Here is an 18,472-nt window from a genome sequence, read left to right as displayed (position 1 = left end):
TTATGCAACACAGCCCAACACTTTAAACTCTTCATAAAGCGTATCCCGCTCCACAGGTTCGCGTCCCGCTTCGCGAATCATATCAATGATCGTATCTTTCTGAAAAATCTGATCCGTCACCGCGCCAGCCGCATGCGTGATCTTCTCCTCGACCACCGTACCATCCATATCATCCGCGCCATAAGACAAGGCAAGTTGCGCGATCTTCGGAGTGATCATGATCCAGAATGCCTTGACATGCGGGAAATTATCCAGCATCAAACGAGAAATCGCCAGCGCCTTCAAATCCAGTTGGCCCGGCGTTGTCTTCAAAAAAGACAGATTGGTATTTTCAGGATGAAATGCCAGAGGAATGAACGTCAGAAAACCGTTTGTCTGATCCTGCAACTCGCGCAACTGAATCAAATGATCGGTGCGATCTTCTGCCGATTCCAAATGACCGTAGAGCATCGTCGCATTGCTCTTCATTCCCACTTCGTGAACCGTGCGATGAACGCCCAGCCAGTCATCCGCACCGGTTTTTTCGTTACAGATTTTTCGGCGAACCTTGTTCGAAAAAATTTCAGCCCCGCCGCCCGGCACCGAGCCAAGGCCCTTTTCGCGTAACAACACGATCGTCTCACGCAAACCCATGCCCGCAATCTTCGCCAGATACTCCAGCTCCACCGCAGTGAAGGCTTGTATATGAACCTCGGGGAAACGATCCTTCAAACCCGACAACATATCGAGATAATACTCAATAGGAAGATCCGGGTGAAGACCGCCGACAATATGAAACTCGCTGACCTTGCCGCCGCGATAATTTTCCGCATCCTCAAAAATCACGTCGAGAGATTTCGTGTAAGCCGTCGGGTCGTCCTCTTTAACGCCAAACGCGCAGAACTGGCAACTGTTGACGCAGATATTCGTGTGGTTGATATGACGGTTATGAATAAAATACGTCCTGTCGCCATGCATACGCTCGCGAACCATGTTGGCAAGATAACCCACGCCCAGAAGGTCCGGCGAATTCCACAACGCCACGCCATCGTCAAACGAAAGTCGTTCACCCCGTCGCGTCTTTTCCGCAATAGGCTCCAAAGCCTTGTCTTCAAATTCAAATAGCATATTCACTCACTTCCAACGCCCGCCCATGCATCGCATTCAGGCAAGCCTCAGGATCAGTTAAAAATTTTTATTATACATGGAACCCTGTAAAATTCATCCAACAAAACATCACAGACAATCCGCAATCACCACAAACATCAATAACAGGCTAACGCATCCGTTCACATTAAAGAAAGCCATATTCACTTTGGAAAGATCATCCGCCCTCACCAGAGAATGTTCATACCATAACAAAGCCGCCGTTGCCAGTACGCCCAGCAGATACATCCAACCCAATAGAGGAACAAAACTCAAGGCGATCAAAAACAAAACCATCAAGGCATGCGACGCAAAGGACAAACGAAGCGCAAGAGCGACGCCGAAACGCTGAGGAACCGAGTGCAAACCATGAGTCCGGTCAAATTCCGCATCAAGACAAGAGTAGATGATATCAAATCCCGCAAGCCAGAACACCACCGCCGCCGCCAGCACGAGAGACACCAGAGAAATTTCCTCGCGGATAGCAACCCAGGCCCCCACAGGCGCGACCGATATCGCGAAGCCAAGCCAGACATGAGAATAAGCCGTGAAACGTTTCGCCAGAGAATATGAAAAAACAATTGCCAGAGCCACAGGAGAAAGATAGAAGGCAAGAGAGTTCAACCGATAACTCGCATACACCAGTAGCAACGACGAAGCGACCAGAAAAATCAGGTAAGACCTCTTGTCCACCTCGCCCGCAGGCAGAGCGCGTTTTTCAGTGCGAGGATTTTTAGCGTCAAAGCGCGCGTCGACAATCCGGTTGAATGCCATCGCCGCGCTACGCCCCCCCACCATCGCCATGACGATCCAGAACAACTGACCCCACTCCGGCAACCCCTCCGCCGCAAGAAAGGCGCTCATCACCGCAAAGGGCAAGGCGAAAATCGTGTGCGGCAATTTAATGTCGCGCAATATGGACTGTAATTTCCCCGCCATGTCACTCCACAAGACTTAAAGTAAAAACTGAAGGCCACAACCGCGCCCCCGATTCCCATGAACCAATCACAAAAACAAGGCGCGCCAACATGCCCTGCGCCGAGGCTTTGCGAAAGAATAAAATCCCGGCAGAATACCACAAACCTCAGGCAAATATGCTAAAGTATCTGGCCTTAAACCACCACACAAACACCACTCCAGGAACCATGACGATATTCAAACGCGTATTTTCCCTACTCAACCCACACAGACAAGCCCTGTTCTGGGGAAGCCTCTTTTTAATCATCACGACGGCAACCAACCTTGCCGCGCCGCTCTACATAAAAAACCTGGTCGACGTTGTGACCAGTAAAAAAGATACCGACCTGCTCGACCAGACCGCGATGATCATCGGACTCCTGTTCTTCATTCAACTCATCGCATCCACCGTACACAACTATCTCTTCGATATTACAGAGAAACGCATCATCACCGATTTCCGCAAGAAGCTATTCAACCATTTGCATCAACTGTCCCTGAATTTCTATTCGAAACGACGCACCGGAGAAATCGTATCGCGCATGACCAACGACGTCGCCGCCATCGAAGACCTGCTGACCGATCTGCCCGCTACCGTCCTGCAACAATCCATACGCCTGTTCGGCGGCATCATTATCATTATCTATATGAACTGGAAACTCACCTTCATGATACTGATCCTGACTCCGTTCCTCGTCCTGTTTGCCCGCACCTTCGGGCGCAAGCTCAAGCGCCTGTCGAAAGAGATCCAGGACAAACTCGCCGTCTCCACCACCATCATCGAAGAAAACATTTCATGCATTCAGATCGTTAAATCCTTCGTCCGCGAAGAGACCGAAAAAAACCGCTTTTCCGACGCCGTTGAAGACAGCTTTCAAAGCGCCAAGAAACGCGTCATCATCTCCTCCTTCTTTGGCCCGACCATAGGCTTCATCGCCTTCATCACATCGCTCACACTCTTATGGTATGGAGGACATGAAGTCATTAAGGGCAACGTCACCCCAGGCGACCTCGTCGCCTTCATACTCTATGCAACAATCATTGCAGGCCCGATGGGAAGTTTTGCCCGGCTCTACGCCCGACTGCAAGAAGGACTCGGTTCAGGAGAACGCATCTTTGAGATACTCGATCAGAAAGGCGACATCCTCGACCCCGAACACCCCATCGCCCTGCCCGCCCTGCAAGGACGCATCGAAATCAAGGACCTGCACTTCCACTACAATAAAGAGCAGGAAATCCTCAAAGGAGTCAGCTTCAGCGTCGAACCCGGTCAGATGGCCGCCCTCGTCGGCCCCAGCGGCGCAGGCAAAAGCACCCTCGTCAAATTACTACATCGCTTCTACGACCCCATCTCCGGAGAAATCAAAGTCGACGGACACCCATTACAAGACCTGCAACTCAACAGCTACTGGACACAGATCGGCATCGTCCCGCAAGAAACCATCCTGTTCGGCGGAACCATCCGGGAAAATATCCTCTACGCCAAACCCGGAGCCACCCACGAAGAAATGGAAAACGCATCCCGCGCCGCAAACGCCCATGAATTCATCATGCGCTGTCCCAAGCAATACGACACAATAGTCGGAGAAAAAGGCATCCGCCTCTCCGCCGGGCAACGCCAGCGAATCGCCATCGCCCGCGCCATACTCAAAGATCCACGCATATTGATACTCGATGAAGCCACCTCAGCCCTCGACAACGAATCCGAGCTACTCATACAAGAAGCCCTCGAAAGACTGATGAAAGGCAGAACCTCCATCGTCATCGCCCATCGATTATCGACCATTCATAAAGCCGATCAGATCATCGTGCTCGACCAAGGCGCTATAAAAGAACAAGGAAACCACGAACAATTGATGCAAAAAGAAGGACTTTACCACCGACTCTACACCCTGAAAAGCCTTCAAACAGAAGAATAAACAGGCCGCAAAGGCCGGTAAATAGCCAAATCGTAAAAAAAATGAAAAAAGAGCTTGCATAAAATTCAAAAGAAACTATATTAGTCAAAGTTCACACGGACTTCGGTTCAAACGGACTTTTGAAATTCATTTGAAACAAAAAAATTCCTGTTTGGAGATTTTTTTTCAAATTTTCAAACAAAAAGGATTTTTATTCCTTTTTTCTGTTGACTTGGTCATAAATTAGGATTAAGTTAGCGGCTTTTCAACACAGCTCTTTGAAAATCGAATAGGCGTTATTAGAATTTGCGGGTCTACTGAAGAAGTAATAAGTAACAGAATCAAATTTCCAAAAATAACTGGAGAGTTTGATCCTGGCTCAGAACGAACGCTGGCGGCGTGCTTAACACATGCAAGTCGAACGAGAAAGTTTCCTTCGGGAAACCGGTAAAGTGGCGCAAGGGTGAGTAACACGTGAATAATCTGCCCCTAAATTTGGGATAACCCAGCGAAAGTTGGGCTAATACCGGATAAGACCACGTTTCATAAGGAACGCGGTAAAAGGAACCTCAAGTTTCGTTTAGGGATGAGTTCGCGGACCATTAGCTAGTTGGCGGGATAATAGCCCACCAAGGCTACGATGGTTAGCCGGCCTGAGAGGGTGATCGGCCACACTGGAACTGAGACACGGTCCAGACTCCTACGGGAGGCAGCAGTGGGGAATATTGCGCAATGGGCGAAAGCCTGACGCAGCAACGCCGTGTGAGCGATGAAGGCCTTCGGGTCGTAAAGCTCTGTCAAATGGGAAGAATCATGACGGTACCATTAGAGGAAGCCCCGGCTAACTCCGTGCCAGCAGCCGCGGTAATACGGAGGGGGCAAGCGTTGTTCGGAATTATTGGGCGTAAAGCGTATGTAGGCGGTCAAATAAGTCAGACGTGTAAGCCCACGGCTCAACCGTGGAATTGCGTTTGAAACTATTTGACTTGAGTGCAGGAGAGGAAAGCGGAATTCCCAGTGTAGCGGTGAAATGCATTGATATTGGGAAGAACACCAGTGGCGAAGGCGGCTTTCTGGTCTGCTACTGACGCTGAGATACGAAAGCCAGGGGAGCGAACGGGATTAGATACCCCGGTAGTCCTGGCCGTAAACGATGGGCGCTAGGTGCAGGGGGCGTTGATCCCCTCTGTGCCGTAGCTAACGCGTTAAGCGCCCCGCCTGGGGAGTACGGTCGCAAGGCTGAAACTCAAAGGAATTGACGGGGGCCCGCACAAGCGGTGGAGCATGTGGTTTAATTCGACGCAACGCGAAGAACCTTACCTAGGTTTGACATGTACAGGAAAGCTGCCGAAAGGTAGCCCCTCTTCGGAGTCTGTATGCAGGTGCTGCATGGCTGTCGTCAGCTCGTGTCGTGAGATGTTGGGTTAAGTCCCGCAACGAGCGCAACCCCTACCTTTAGTTGCCATCGGGTCATGCCGGGAACTCTAAAGGGACTGCCGGTGACAAACCGGAGGAAGGTGGGGATGACGTCAAGTCCTCATGGCCTTTATATCTAGGGCTACACACGTGCTACAATGGCCGGAACAAAGAGTTGCAATACCGCGAGGTGGAGCTAATCTCAAAAAACCGGTCTCAGTTCGGATTGGAGTCTGCAACTCGACTCCATGAAGTTGGAATCGCTAGTAATCGTGGATCAGCATGCCACGGTGAATACGTTCCCGGGCCTTGTACACACCGCCCGTCACACCATGGGAGTTGGTTCTACCCGAAGATGGTGCGCCAATCTGGCAGCCAGCCACGGTAGGGTCAGCGACTGGGGTGAAGTCGTAACAAGGTAGCCGTAGGGGAACCTGCGGCTGGATCACCTCCTTTCTAAGGAGATCGAAGGCTTGCCTTCATATATCTCTTAGATCAACCCTAGCATTTTCTGTAACGCCTATTCGACCTTAAATATACCGAGTCCCCGGAATAGGAATGAGCATCGAGCCTACACAGACATTCGGGCCTATAGCTCAGCTGGTTAGAGCGCACGCCTGATAAGCGTGAGGTCGATAGTTCGAATCTATCTAGGCCCACCATTCCTTTCCAACCGAAATGGACTGAAAGTAATTATGGGGGTGTAGCTCAGCTGGGAGAGCGCCTGCCTTGCACGCAGGAGGTCATCGGTTCGATCCCGTTCACCTCCACTCTTTTACAGCGAGGCTAAGGGGATTTCGGATACAGAATTTAGTATATAGATTTATAGCAGACAGATTTTAGCAGATACAGTTAGATGCGACCCGCTAGTTCGGGCGTATACGTTCTTTGACAATTGAATATCGTATGAAGTAGTAGCTGAGTAGTAATTTGGTCAAGCGTAAAAGGGCTTATGGTGGATTCCTTGGCGTCGACGGCCGATGAAGGGCGTGGCAAGCTGCGATAAGCTTCGGGGAGCCGCTAACAGGCGTTGATCCGGAGATGCCCGAATGGGGAAACCCTGCACAGGTCATACTGTGCAATCTATAACTGAATCCATAGGTTATAGAAGACAACCGGGGGAATTGAAACATCTTAGTACCCCGAGGAAAAGAAAACAAAAGTGATTCTCCTAGTAGTGGCGAGCGAACGGGGATCAGCCTAAACCAGATGCATGTAATAGCTCGTGGGCGTTATGCATTTGGGGTTGTGGGATCGAGTTGGACGGAGCTACGACTCCGTCGGAATGTTATAAAAACAGGTTTTAGTTTAACGAGCTGGAAAGCTCGGCCATAGAGGGTGATAGCCCCGTGAGTGAAAAGATCTGTTCATTCTGGATTCGATTCCCGAGTACTGCGGGACACGAGAAATCTTGCAGGAATCTGGGAGGACCACCTCCTAAGGCTAAATACCAGTCGACGACCGATAGTGAACTAGTACCGTGAGGGAAAGGTGAAAAGAACCCCGGTAAGGGGAGTGAAATAGTATATGAAACCATAAGCCTACAAGCAGTGGGAGCGCTATATTTCTGGCTTGCCAGAAACAGGCGTGACCGCGTACCTTTTGCATAATGAGCCGCCGAGTTACTCTATTTAGCAAGGTTAAGCCGTTAGGCGTAGCCGTAGCGAAAGCGAGTCTGAATAGGGCGTTTAGTTGAATGGAGTAGACCCGAAGCCGGGTGATCTACCCATGGCCAGGGTGAAGCGAAGGTAACACTTCGTGAAGGCCCGAACCAGTTGACGTTGAAAAGTCATTGGATGAGCTGTGGGTAGGGGTGAAAGGCTAATCAAACTCGGCAATAGCTGGTTCTCCCCGAAATAGTTTTAGGACTAGCCTTGTATAATAGTTAACGGAGGTAGGGCGCTGGATGGGCTAGGGGCCTCACCAGGTTACCAAACCCAACCAATCTTCGAATTCCGTTAACCGTATTACAGGAGTCAGACTATGGGTGATAAGGTCCATGGTCAAAAGGGAAAGAGCCCAGATCGCCAGCTAAGGTCCCAAAGATAGACTAAGTGGGAAAGGTTGTGGGAATACATAGACAATCAGGAGGTTGGCTTAGAAGCAGCAATCCTTTAAAGAAAGCGTAATAGCTCACTGATCAAGTGTACCTGCGCCGAAAATTTAACGGGGCTTAAGTCTATCACCGAAGCTGCGGATTGGAAACGACCTCGGTTGTTTCCTCTGGTAGGGGAGCGTTCCATACTGGGTTGAAGCTCGATCGTAAGAACGGGTGGACTGTATGGAAGTGAGTATGGCGGCATAAGTAACGATAAAACAGGTGAGAAACCTGTTCGCCGAAAATCTAAGGTTTCCTGAGGAAGGGTAATCCTCTCAGGGTAAGTCGGCCCCTAAGGCGAGGCTGAAAAGCGTAGCCGATGGGAAACGGGTTAATATTCCCGTACCACTCAAACCGCGTTATTAGCGATGGGGTGACATAGAAGGGTAATCTATCCGGGTGTTGGACGTCCCGGTCTAAGCATGTAGGGGGGAGATTTAGGCAAATCCGGATCTCCATTCAACCCCGAGACGCGATGGGGAGCTTCTCTTTCGGGAAAAGCGAACTAGATGATCCCATGCTATCGAGAAAAACCTCTAGTGAGTTGTTTGGGTGACCGTACTCTAAACCAACGCAGGTAGATGAGGAGAGAATCCTAAGGCGCTTGAGAGAACTCTGGTTAAGGAACTCGGCAAATTGGCTCCGTAACTTCGGGATAAGGAGCGCCTCCGGTAGGTGAAGGGACTTGCTCCTGGAGCTGAAGGAGGTTGCAGTGACCCGGTAGCCGCGACTGTTTACTAAAAACACAGGACTCTGCGAAGTCGTAAGACGAAGTATAGGGTCTGACGCCTGCCCGGTGCCGGAAGGTTAAAAGGAGGGGTTAGCTTCGGCGAAGCTCCGAATTGAAGCCCCGGTAAACGGCGGCCGTAACTATAACGGTCCTAAGGTAGCGAAATTCCTTGTCGGGTAAGTTCCGACCTGCACGAATGGCGTAACGATGGCTGCACTGTCTCAACCAGGGACTCAGTGAAATTGACATACCGGTGAAGATGCCGGTTTCCCGCGACAGGACGGAAAGACCCCGTGCACCTTTACTATAACCTGATACTGAATATTGGTCTAGTATGTGTAGGATAGGTGGGAAACTTTGAAGTTCGGGCGCTAGCTCGGATGGAGTTAACCTTGAAATACCACCCTTATTACGCTGATATTCTAACCTAGGTCCGTGAATCCGGATCAGGGACAATGTCAGGCGGGTAGTTTGACTGGGGCGGTCGCCTCCTAAAATGTAACGGAGGCGCGCGAAGGTTCCCTCAGGCTGATTGGAAACCAGCCATCGAGTGTAAAGGCATAAGGGAGCTTGACTGCAAGACATACAAGTCGAGCAGGTACGAAAGTAGGTCTTAGTGATCCGGTGGTTCTGAGTGGAAGGGCCATCGCTCAACGGATAAAAGGTACGCCGGGGATAACAGGCTTATCGCCCCCAAGAGTCCATATCGACGGGGCGGTTTGGCACCTCGATGTCGGCTCACCGCATCCTGGGGCTGAAGCAGGTCCCAAGGGTTGGTCTGTTCGCCCATTAAAGCGGTACGCGAGCTGGGTTTAAAACGTCGTGAGACAGTTTGGTCCCTATCCGTCGTGGGTGTTGGATATTTGAGGAGATCTGCTCCTAGTACGAGAGGACCGGAGTGGACGAACCTCTGGTTTGCTGGTTGTGACGCCAGTTGCATTGCCAGGTAGCTATGTTCGGAAAGGATAACCGCTGAAAGCATCTAAGCGGGAAACCTACTCCAAAACGAAATATCCCTTCTTCCTTCGGGAAGACATAAGACTCCTTGTAGACTACGAGGTTGATAGGCCGGATGTATAAGCACAGTAATGTGTTCAGCTAACCGGTACTAATCAGTCGTGAGGCTTGACCTTTTTCTACTTCAGCCTACTTCATACGAATTTAATTGTTATACATCTATAAGACTATCGAATTTCCCGGTCTTGATAGCGAAAGGGCCACACCCGTTCCCATTCCGAACACGGAAGTTAAGCCTTTCAGCGCCGATGGTACTGCACGGGTGACTGTGTGGGAGAGTAGGACAAGGCCGGGTTTAAATTTTAAAAAGCCCATCGATTCATTTCGATGGGCTTTTTTGCGTCCTATCCCCTCCCCTGTTAGCAACTATTCATAACTTGAAACAGTCCTTGTTTGCACTCTATCATTTCACGCTATTTCGTCTTCATTCTCAATTCATCTTTTCTGTTAACAACACGCCTTGATAAACTTGATACGACCGTCGTCTATCAGTCCTGCCGCCCTATTCCCCAGAGCTGTCTGCAAGTCTGGAAATAATGGTTTATCAAGCGGTTTTTTCATTGACAAAAAGCCGGGCCTTAGATACTATCGCCCCTCTATTTGACTGCGTTTAAACTGCCTTTCAGTTATATGTTCTGGCTGAAAGGTTTTTAGTTAAACCGGATTTCAAATTTTCTCCAACAAGGGAAATGGGTCGACAAAGCGCCCTGTTCACAGGGTTTTTGAGCTTTTGTCCCCCAAGCCCGCTCGGCAGAGGTAAATTATGCAGGAGCAATACATCGGCGCCTTTGTAATGTTACTCATGTCCGTTGGCATCGCCTGCGGCATGGTCTTCATGACTTCCATTCTGGGTCCCAAACGCGAATTCGCAGAAAAACAAGAGCCTTTCGAGTGTGGCGAAAAGCAGATCGTTTCCCCCCACCAGCGCTTTTCTGTTAAATTCTATCTAGTCGCCGTCTTGTTCGTCCTGTTCGATATCGAAGCCGTCTTCTTTTTCCCCTGGGCTATTCTGTTTCAAAAACTAGGCTTGTTTGGCTTCATTGAAATGCTTTTATTTATCCTTATCTTAGGCGTAGGTTTATGCTATGTCTGGATCAAGGGCGGATTGGACTGGGAGTGATCCTGTCGGTCTCTTTACTGAACTGAATTCGGGGCCTGGCCCCGTTACTTTATTTAATTGAACAAACTCGATGGAAAACGCCAAAATAATTGAAAAGATCAAGGGCAAGCTGGGTTCGCTGGTTCTTGACACTCATGATTTTAGAGACGACGCCACGGTTGTCGTCGACAAACATTGCGGGCTGGGTTTTTTCGAGTTTTTGCGCGATGACCCGGAGCTCAAATTCGATTTCCTGATGGATATCACCGCTGTCGATTATATGGGTCGCAAGGATGACCGCTTCGAGGTGGTCTATCATTTTTTTTCCTTGAAATACAATCACCGCCTTCGCATTAAATTGCCCGTATCCGAAAGCGACTGCCAGCTGTTGACTCTCTGTCCCTTATGGAAAACCGCCAACTGGTACGAGAGAGAGATCTGGGACATGTACGGCATCAAATTTGAGAACCATCCGAATATGAAACGTATTTTGCTTTACGAAGAATTTAAGGGCCATCCCTTGCGAAAAGACTATCCCGTCAACAAGCGTCAACCCTTGATCGGGCCGCTCAACTAAACTGGAATCTACGATTTTATGTTTGTGGACTTTTTAATAACGTTTGCCAAAATTTTATTTGTCTTTGCCGTCACCGTCGGCTTTTTCGCTCCCATTCTGACTTGGGTTGAGCGTAAACAGAGCGCCATCATGCAGGATCGCGTTGGCGCCAATCGCGCCGACATCATGGGCTTCACCGCTCTCGGCCTTTTCCATATTCTGGCCGACGGTCTCAAAATGTTCACGAAGGAAGATTTTATTCCGCGCGGCGCCAACAAAGCCCTGCACACCTTAAGCCCGATTGTGGCTCTGGTGCCGGCGCTCGTCACCTTTGCGGTGATCCCTTTTGGCGGCGTCTACACGCTGTTTGGCAAGGAAGTCAACCTGGTCGTTTCCGATCTGGACGTTGGCATTCTGTTCGTTTTTGCCATCGCGTCCATTGCAACCTATGGCTACGTTATCGCAGGCTGGAGTTCGAACAACAACTGGTCTCTGCTCGGCTCGATTCGAGTCGCCGCGCAAATGGTTTCTTACGAAGTCACCATGGGCCTCACCATCATCGGCGTTCTCATGGTCTACGGCACCATGCGGCTGACGGAAATTGGAGCCATTCAGGAAGACTTCTGGCGTTGGGGCATCTTTTTACAACCCTTCGGCTTCTTCATGTTCTTTGCCGCATCCATCGCAGAGAACAAACGCATTCCATTCGATAATCCCGAAGCGGAATCCGAGCTGGTTGCGGGTTACTTCACCGAATACAGCGGTCTTAAATTCGGCATGTTCTTCATGGCCGAGTTTGTTGAAATGGTCACCATTGCCGCAATCGTTGCCATCTTGTTTTTCGGCGGCTGGCAAATCCCGTTCGTAAGCACCGCAATGCTGATCTCCTGGTTTGATTTTCTGGGGGAAACCGGCTCGAACCTGATCGCCATGCTGATCCATGTTGGCGTATTTTTTAGCAAAGTCATTTTCTTCATCTGGTTTCAAATGACAGTACGCTGGACGCTTCCGCGTTTCCGTTACGATCAGATCATGAAACTGGGTTGGAAGATTCTTTTACCACTATCCCTTCTCAATATTCTTGTGACGGGAGTGGTTCTGTTATTGGTTAAATAAAAGGAGGTCAACCATGGCCTACACTGTAAATAGAAACGTAAAACTTACTTTTTGGGAAAGAATATACCTTCCGGAAATCATCCGGGGTATGTACATCACTTCACGCCATTTCTTCAAGAACCTGTTTGGGTTCATTCCGTTTTTTCTAGGGCAGAAAAAAGAGCGAGAAATTTTCACGGTCTACTACCCGGAAGAAATGGTTCAATACCCGGTCGCATACCGCGGTCGGCCTGTGCTGGCGCTGAATGATAAAAACATCCCCAACTGCGTCGCCTGCGGCCTCTGCGAAGCGGCTTGTCCTGCGTACTGCATCGACATCATTCCGGCGGAGAACTCCGGCAAGCAAAATGAGGTGGAACGCTGGCCCAAAGAATTCACTATTGATTATGCTGTTTGTATTTTCTGCGGCAACTGCGAAGAAGCCTGCCCGGAAGAAGCCATTTTCATGAGCGACGATTGTGAAATTTCGATGCTGGATCGCACGAAAATGAAATACAACCTTGAACAATTGCTGGTGCCGATCGACCAGCTCAAAGACCGGGTCGAATTCACCCGTAAAATGTACGCAAAATGGAATTATTGACTTTTTACCCCCTGGCGGGTTTCTGTGTGTTTCTGGCGTTGGGCGTTGTGTTCAATACAAGCCCCATCAATTCGGCTCTTTGCCTGATCGCAATGATGCTGGGCCTGGCCGGGGTTTTTGCGATTCAGCAGGCCCATTTCATCGCCATCCTGCAAGTCATCATTTACGCCGGAGCCATCATGGTTCTGTTCATGTTCGTTATCATGTTGCTGAATCTCAAGACTGATGACGCCGAAAACTGGAGCATGCGCGACGGTAATAAATACCTCTCTATTTTGACCGGTTTTCTTGCGCTGGGAGCTCTGTACAAAATCATTTGCGTTGTGGGTGAGGCCAAGATGGATAACCCGGCGACGCTGACTGACGACTTTGGAACCACGGTACGCGTGGGAACCTCGCTTTTCACCGACTTTGTTCTGCCTTTTGAAGTTGCGTCTATTCTATTGCTTGCGGCCATGGTGGGCGCAGTTGTTCTTGCAAAAACTAAAATTGACTGAGACATGGACTTTTTGGATGGGGGCGTCCCTTTAACGCATTATTTGATTCTGAGCGCTACGCTTTTTGTTATTGGCGTTCTCGGCGTTCTTCTGCGCAGAAACGCAATCGTTGTGTTCATGTGCATCGAAATCATGCTGAATGCGGTGAACATCTCATTGATCGCGTTCGATCATTATCTGAACCTCAGTGATGGGCAGGTTTTCAGTTTCATGGTCATGTGCGTTGCCGCGGCGGAAGTTTCCGTTGGGCTGGCGATCATCATCTCTATTTTCCGCAACAAGCCGACAATCAATTTGGATGAATTTAACATTTTGAAATGGTAGGGAACTAAGCAATGCTTCATTTGGCATTTCTGGTGCCGATCTTTCCTTTGATCGGTTCCATAATCAATGGTTTTTTTGGTCTTCGAATCGGTAAAAACGCCGTGGGCATGGTGGCCTGCGGTTCTGTAGCGCTTTCCTTTGCTACGGTATTGCTGATGTTCGTTTCCCTACTGTTCAGCCCCGCTGAAGAGAGAATTTTCGAGCAAGTCGTTTTCACCTGGATGGTTGCGGGTGATTTCAACGTCGATTTTGGCTATCAGATCGACCCCCTGTCGATGGTGATGATGCTGGTCGTGACCGGCGTTGGTTTCCTCATCCATGTCTACTCCATCGGCTACATGCATGAGGAATACAGCTATTACCGCTACTTCGCGTACCTGAACCTGTTCATGTTCTCGATGTTGCTGTTGGTCATGGGCAACAACTTCCTTCTCATGTTTATCGGCTGGGAAGGCGTGGGCGTGTGTTCTTACTTCCTGATTGGATATTACTTCGAAAAGAAATCCGCGTGCGACGCCGGCGTCAAGGCCTTCGTCGTCAACCGCGTTGGCGACTTCGCGTTCCTGCTCGCCGTCATGTATATTTTCAACATCTTCGGCACGATCGATTTCAGCACGGTCATGCACCAGGCGCCAGAGAAACTGATCTACGATTCCGAAGCGGTCACGATCATCACCATGTTGTTGTTCATTGGAGCCACGGGTAAATCGGCGCAAATCCCGCTTTACACCTGGTTGCCGGACGCAATGGAAGGCCCGACTCCGGTCAGCGCCCTCATACACGCCGCAACAATGGTCACAGCGGGCGTTTACATGGTGGTTCGTTGCAATGCGCTGTTTGAACTGGCGCCCATCACCATGCTTGTAGTCGCCTTCACAGGCGGCGGCACGGCGCTCATGGCCGCAACGATCGGTATGACGCAATACGATATTAAAAGGGTTCTGGCTTATTCCACCGTCAGCCAGATTGGCTACATGTTTCTTGCTTGCGGCGTTGGCGCTTACACGGCGGCAATCTTCCATCTCGTAACCCACGCATTTTTCAAAGCCTGTCTCTTTCTCGGCTCCGGTAGCGTGATCCATGGCATTCATGGCGAGCAGGACATGCGCAAGATGGGCGGATTGAAAGAGCATATGCCCATCACCTACATCACATTCCTGATTTCAACGCTGGCGATTGCAGGCATCTTCCCGCTATCCGGTTTTTTCAGTAAGGACGAAATCCTTTACCACTCTCTCATGGAAGGCAACATCATCCTGTGGGGGATGGGCGTGACCGGCGCCTTGCTGACCGCATTTTATATGTTCCGACTGGTTTTCATGACTTTCTGGGGCGAATCACGAGTGGATCCTTCGGTTCACCCGCACGAATCTCCCAAAGTCATGACCATGCCATTGGTCATTCTCGCAGGTCTGGCCGCCGCTGGCGGTATTCTGGGGATTCCGTTGATCCACGGTTGGCACATATTGCACAACTGGCTGGAACCGGTCCTGCACTTTGACATGGCGGCGGCTTTGGAACACTCAGAGCATCTGCTCCACTTGCAGGGAAAACACGCCGGACACTGGGGGCACCTGCTCGTAGAAACCGAACACAACGTATGGCTGGAAATTTTCCTGATGCTGGTTTCCCTCGCGATTGCGGTATGCGGTATTGCAGGCGCCTACATCTGCTACGTTAAACGACCTGAACTGCCCGACCGCTTCATCAAAGGTCAATGGGGCTATGAGCTGGTGAAAAACAAATATGAAGTCGATGAATTGTACGATGCAACTTTCGTGAAACCGACCGTGGAAGGTTCGTTCTTCCTCTGGGAGAAGGGCGATAAAAAAGGCATAGACGCGATCGTAAACGCTGTCGCCAACGTGATTGGATGGTGCGGGAATCGCGCCCGGGTGTTCCAGTCCGGTTTTGTCCGTAATTACGCGCTCTTCATGGTCATGGGTTTTGTTCTCCTTTTAATTTTAATGTTTTAATTTAAATAAAGACTGTAACGAAATGCTTTTAACTTTTTTGACATTTCTTCCAATTTTCGGCGCTCTCATTCTGGCCTTCCTGCCAAAAGAAAATGAGAATTTAATCAAGCAAACTGCAGTCGCTGTTGCCGCGGCCGATTTTCTGCTTTCGTTACAGCTCTATGCGGGTTTTGACCTGAGCTCTCACGAGATGCAGTTCGAATACGTCGCTTCCTGGATTCCGACTTTTGGCGTTAACTATCATGTTGGAATCGACGGTATTTCGCTCCTTCTCTATATCATGACGACTTTCCTGACGCTGATTTCCATCATCGCGTCCTGGGGAGTTACAAAACATATTAAAGAATACATGATGGCGATGCTGGCCCTGTCTACCGGCATGCTCGGCGTTTTCATTGCTCTGGATTTCTTCCTGTTTTACGTTTTCTGGGAATTCCAGCTCGTTCCGATGTACCTCATCATTGGTATCTGGGGCGGACCAAGACGCATTTATGCGGCGATCAAGTTTTTCCTTTATACCGCAGTCGGCTCCTTGCTGATGCTGGTCGGCATCATCTGGATTTACTTTGAAATCAAAGCGCAGACCGGCGTTGGCACAACCGACTTGATGTACATCACCGAACATCTCAATATCGGTCTTGACGCGCAAAAATGGCTCTTCATTGCCTTCTTTCTGGCCTTTGCTATCAAAGTGCCCATGTTTCCATTTCACACCTGGTTGCCAGATGCGCACGTTGAAGCGCCGACGGCGGGTAGCGTCATTCTGGCGGGCGTTCTGTTGAAGATGGGAACCTACGGTTTCCTGCGTTTCAATCTGCCACTGTTTCCATTTGCCAGCAACGTCTTTCTACCCTACATCGCCTGGCTTGCGATCATCGGAATTATATACGGCGCGCTTATAGCCATGGTGCAGGAGGACCTGAAAAAACTGGTCGCCTATTCATCCGTCAGCCATCTCGGTTTTGTCATGCTGGGTATATTTGCATTCAATCATTACGGTCTGGAAGGCGCTTTGTTGCAGAACCTGAACCACGGCATCAGCACCAGCGCCCTCTTCTTGCTGGTCGGTATGATTTATGACCGAAGGCACACGCGACTGATCTCGGAATTTGGCGGACTGGCCAAGATCCTGCCGATGTACACGGTGTGTTTTATGATCATCAGCCTGTCTTCCATCGGCTTGCCTGGAACCAACGGTTTTGTCGGCGAATTTTTGATCCTGCTCGGTATTTTTCAGGTCAACGGCATCTGGGCCGCCGCCGCAACCAGCGGCGTGATTTTTGCCGCCTGCTACATGCTGTGGATGTTTCAGCGCGTCATGTTCCTGGAACTCAAGAACCCGAAAAACGAAAAACTGAAAGATATGAATGCGCGGGAATTGATCACGATGGTTCCATTGATCATTCTTGTGTTCTGGATTGGTTTTTACCCCAAACCTTTTTTACAAACTTTTGAACCTACAGTGACCCACCTTTTGACCCGAGTCAGCCCGGAGAATTTTCGCCCCGGCGGTCATGAAAAGGAAGACGACCATCATGCCGCGGTCACCAAAGAAGGCTCCACTGTAGTCGCAAAACTGAATTCAACAAATCATTAACCGGCTGGAATTAAGGAATCGTTAAGTGGAATCCATTGCTGCTCCCGAAATAGATCTAGTCAGCCTGGCGCCCGTCCTGTCGCTGAGTTTTTTTGGAATGATGGTCCTGTTGCTGGACCTGAAGGTCGGACGAAATAAAACCTTACTGGTCTTTGTGAGTCTGGTCGGCCTGCTCGTTGCATCCGTCGCCGCATTCGCCAAGGTTTCTCTGCCTGTAACCTCATTTGAGGGCGCATACACCGTCGACCACCTCTCGGTGTTTTTTACGATCATTTTCACCTTGAGCTCGGCGCTGGCGATTCTGCTTTCTATCGAATACAACAAAAGAGAAGGAATTCGGATGGGCGAGTATTACGGACTCATCCTTTTCTGTACGGTGGGTATGATTCTGTTGGCGTCCTCCACCGATATGATCATGATTTTCCTCGGCATCGAGGTGATATCAATCTGTCTCTACGTACTGGCTGGTATACGCAGAAATGACGTGAAGTCCAACGAAGCCGCTCTCAAATACTTTCTGTTAGGAGCTTTTGCGACCGGATTCCTGCTCTACGGCATGGCCCTGGTATATGGCGCGACAGGATCGACAAAACTGCATTTAATTGCCGAAGCCATCGGCTCTGGCGGCGTTTCATCCGAGACCCTGCTCCTGTTGGGAGTGGTTTTACTGATCATTGGTTTTGGTTTCAAGATTGCATCCGTGCCCTTTCATATGTGGGCGCCAGACGTTTACGAAGGCGCTCCAACGCCTGTCACCGCGTTCATGGCGGTCGGCCCCAAAGCGGCGGCGCTGGCGGCGTTTTTCAGAGTTTTTTCCGAAGCCGTCCCGGCCCTGAGCCCATCCTGGGAAACCCTGGTGATCGTGATCGCTGTGATCACTATGTTTTTTGGCAACATCGGCGCCATTGTCCAAACGAATATCAAACGTCTGCTCGCCTATTCCAGCGTTTCGCATGTCGGCTATCTGTTGATCGCCGTTGTGGTCAAAAATTCCATGGCCGGTTCCGCGATCCTGTTCTATATGCTGGCTTATGCTTTCATGATTTTTGGCGTTTTCGGGATTGTCATTCTGTTTGGCGAGAAAAATTCAGAGAATCTGGAAATTGAAAACTATGCGGGACTGGGCTACAAAAAACCGGTTCTGGCATTGTGTATGACCATCTTCATGTTGTCGCTAGGCGGGATGCCACCCTTTGCCGGTTTCGTCGCAAAATTCTATATTTTCAGCGCGGCTATACAGGAGGGATACGTCCTGCTGGTCGTCATTGCCGTTCTTAACAGCGTGATCTCATTCTATTACTACCTGAAGGTCATCGTCGTCATGTATATGAAGGAATCCACGCGGGAGCTGAATTTGCAACCTGGGCCAGTAACAGCGCTGGTCGTTGCGGTTTCAGTGTTTGGAACGATTGAGTTGGGGCTGTTTCCTGAATCTATCCTGCAATTCACTCTGCAATAAAAACTTTCTCCATTTCATCGTCTG

The 18,472-nt window shown here is 49.8% G+C and carries 12 protein-coding genes, 2 tRNA genes and 3 rRNA genes; 15 read left to right on the top strand and 2 right to left on the bottom strand.

Annotation, left to right across the window (positions count from 1 at the left end):
* Together mqnE and ubiA are read right to left on the bottom strand one after the other, a co-directional pair.
* On the bottom strand, positions 1–1,107 hold the full coding sequence (mqnE, locus tag G3M78_10095; GenBank protein QPJ65721.1) for an aminofutalosine synthase MqnE: 1,107 nt from the start codon (positions 1,105–1,107) through the stop codon (positions 1–3).
* A 108-nt stretch (positions 1,108–1,215) separates the two neighbouring features.
* Positions 1,216–2,064 (bottom strand): UbiA family prenyltransferase, encoded by an 849-nt coding sequence (gene ubiA / locus G3M78_10090; GenBank protein QPJ65720.1) that lies wholly within the window; start codon positions 2,062–2,064, stop codon positions 1,216–1,218.
* Positions 2,065–2,270: 206 nt separating this feature from the next.
* On the opposite strand from ubiA, the gene G3M78_10085 reads away from it, so the two are divergent.
* The 15 genes from G3M78_10085 to G3M78_10015 all read left to right on the top strand — a co-directional run bounded on the left by G3M78_10085 (position 2,271) and on the right by G3M78_10015 (position 18,448).
* Positions 2,271–4,001 carry an ABC transporter ATP-binding protein gene (locus G3M78_10085; GenBank protein QPJ66828.1) on the top strand — a complete coding sequence of 577 codons (1,731 nt, stop codon included), beginning with the start codon at positions 2,271–2,273 and terminating at the stop codon, positions 3,999–4,001.
* A gap of 335 nt (positions 4,002–4,336) precedes the next feature.
* Positions 4,337–5,856, top strand: a 16S ribosomal RNA gene (locus G3M78_10080).
* Positions 5,857–5,981: 125 nt separating this feature from the next.
* Positions 5,982–6,058, top strand: a tRNA-Ile gene (locus tag G3M78_10075).
* A 35-nt stretch (positions 6,059–6,093) separates the two neighbouring features.
* Positions 6,094–6,166 (top strand) — tRNA-Ala (locus tag G3M78_10070).
* A 159-nt stretch (positions 6,167–6,325) separates the two neighbouring features.
* Positions 6,326–9,357, top strand: a 23S ribosomal RNA gene (locus G3M78_10065).
* 62 nt (positions 9,358–9,419) lie between these two features.
* Positions 9,420–9,536 (top strand): 5S ribosomal RNA (gene rrf / locus G3M78_10060).
* The 16S, 23S and 5S rRNA genes sit together here with 2 tRNA genes alongside, the layout of an rRNA operon.
* Positions 9,537–10,004: 468 nt before the next feature.
* Positions 10,005–10,361, top strand: coding sequence for an NADH-quinone oxidoreductase subunit A (locus tag G3M78_10055; protein QPJ65719.1), 357 nt, complete (start codon positions 10,005–10,007; stop codon positions 10,359–10,361).
* Positions 10,362–10,431: 70 nt separating this feature from the next.
* On the top strand, positions 10,432–10,917 hold the full coding sequence (locus tag G3M78_10050; GenBank protein QPJ65718.1) for an NADH-quinone oxidoreductase subunit C: 486 nt from the start codon (positions 10,432–10,434) through the stop codon (positions 10,915–10,917).
* A gap of 18 nt (positions 10,918–10,935) precedes the next feature.
* A complete protein-coding gene (gene nuoH, locus G3M78_10045; GenBank protein QPJ65717.1) occupies positions 10,936–12,012 on the top strand; it encodes an NADH-quinone oxidoreductase subunit NuoH in 1,077 nt (358 codons plus the stop codon).
* A 13-nt stretch (positions 12,013–12,025) separates the two neighbouring features.
* Positions 12,026–12,595 carry an NADH-quinone oxidoreductase subunit I gene (locus G3M78_10040; protein ID QPJ65716.1) on the top strand — a complete coding sequence of 190 codons (570 nt, stop codon included), beginning with the start codon at positions 12,026–12,028 and terminating at the stop codon, positions 12,593–12,595.
* On the top strand, positions 12,583–13,092 hold the full coding sequence (locus G3M78_10035; GenBank protein ID QPJ65715.1) for an NADH-quinone oxidoreductase subunit J: 510 nt from the start codon (positions 12,583–12,585) through the stop codon (positions 13,090–13,092). Before G3M78_10040 ends, G3M78_10035 begins: the two co-directional genes overlap by 13 nt.
* A 3-nt stretch (positions 13,093–13,095) precedes the next feature.
* Positions 13,096–13,416 carry an NADH-quinone oxidoreductase subunit NuoK gene (gene nuoK / locus G3M78_10030; protein QPJ65714.1) on the top strand — a complete coding sequence of 107 codons (321 nt, stop codon included), beginning with the start codon at positions 13,096–13,098 and terminating at the stop codon, positions 13,414–13,416.
* An 11-nt stretch (positions 13,417–13,427) separates the two neighbouring features.
* Positions 13,428–15,392, top strand: coding sequence for an NADH-quinone oxidoreductase subunit L (gene nuoL / locus G3M78_10025; GenBank protein ID QPJ65713.1), 1,965 nt, complete (start codon positions 13,428–13,430; stop codon positions 15,390–15,392).
* A gap of 22 nt (positions 15,393–15,414) precedes the next feature.
* The gene (locus G3M78_10020) at positions 15,415–16,989 is read left to right on the top strand and encodes an NADH-quinone oxidoreductase subunit M (GenBank protein QPJ65712.1); all 1,575 of its coding nucleotides are present in this window, start codon (positions 15,415–15,417) and stop codon (positions 16,987–16,989) included.
* Positions 16,990–17,014: 25 nt separating this feature from the next.
* Positions 17,015–18,448 (top strand): NADH-quinone oxidoreductase subunit N, encoded by a 1,434-nt coding sequence (locus tag G3M78_10015; protein ID QPJ65711.1) that lies wholly within the window; start codon positions 17,015–17,017, stop codon positions 18,446–18,448.
* Positions 18,449–18,472: the final 24 nt, after the last annotated feature.

This window comes from Candidatus Nitrohelix vancouverensis (genome assembly GCA_015698305.1).
GTDB classification, from domain to species: Bacteria; Nitrospinota; Nitrospinia; order Nitrospinales; family VA-1; genus Nitrohelix; species Nitrohelix vancouverensis.
This window is presented reverse-complemented; position numbering and strand designations above follow the sequence as displayed.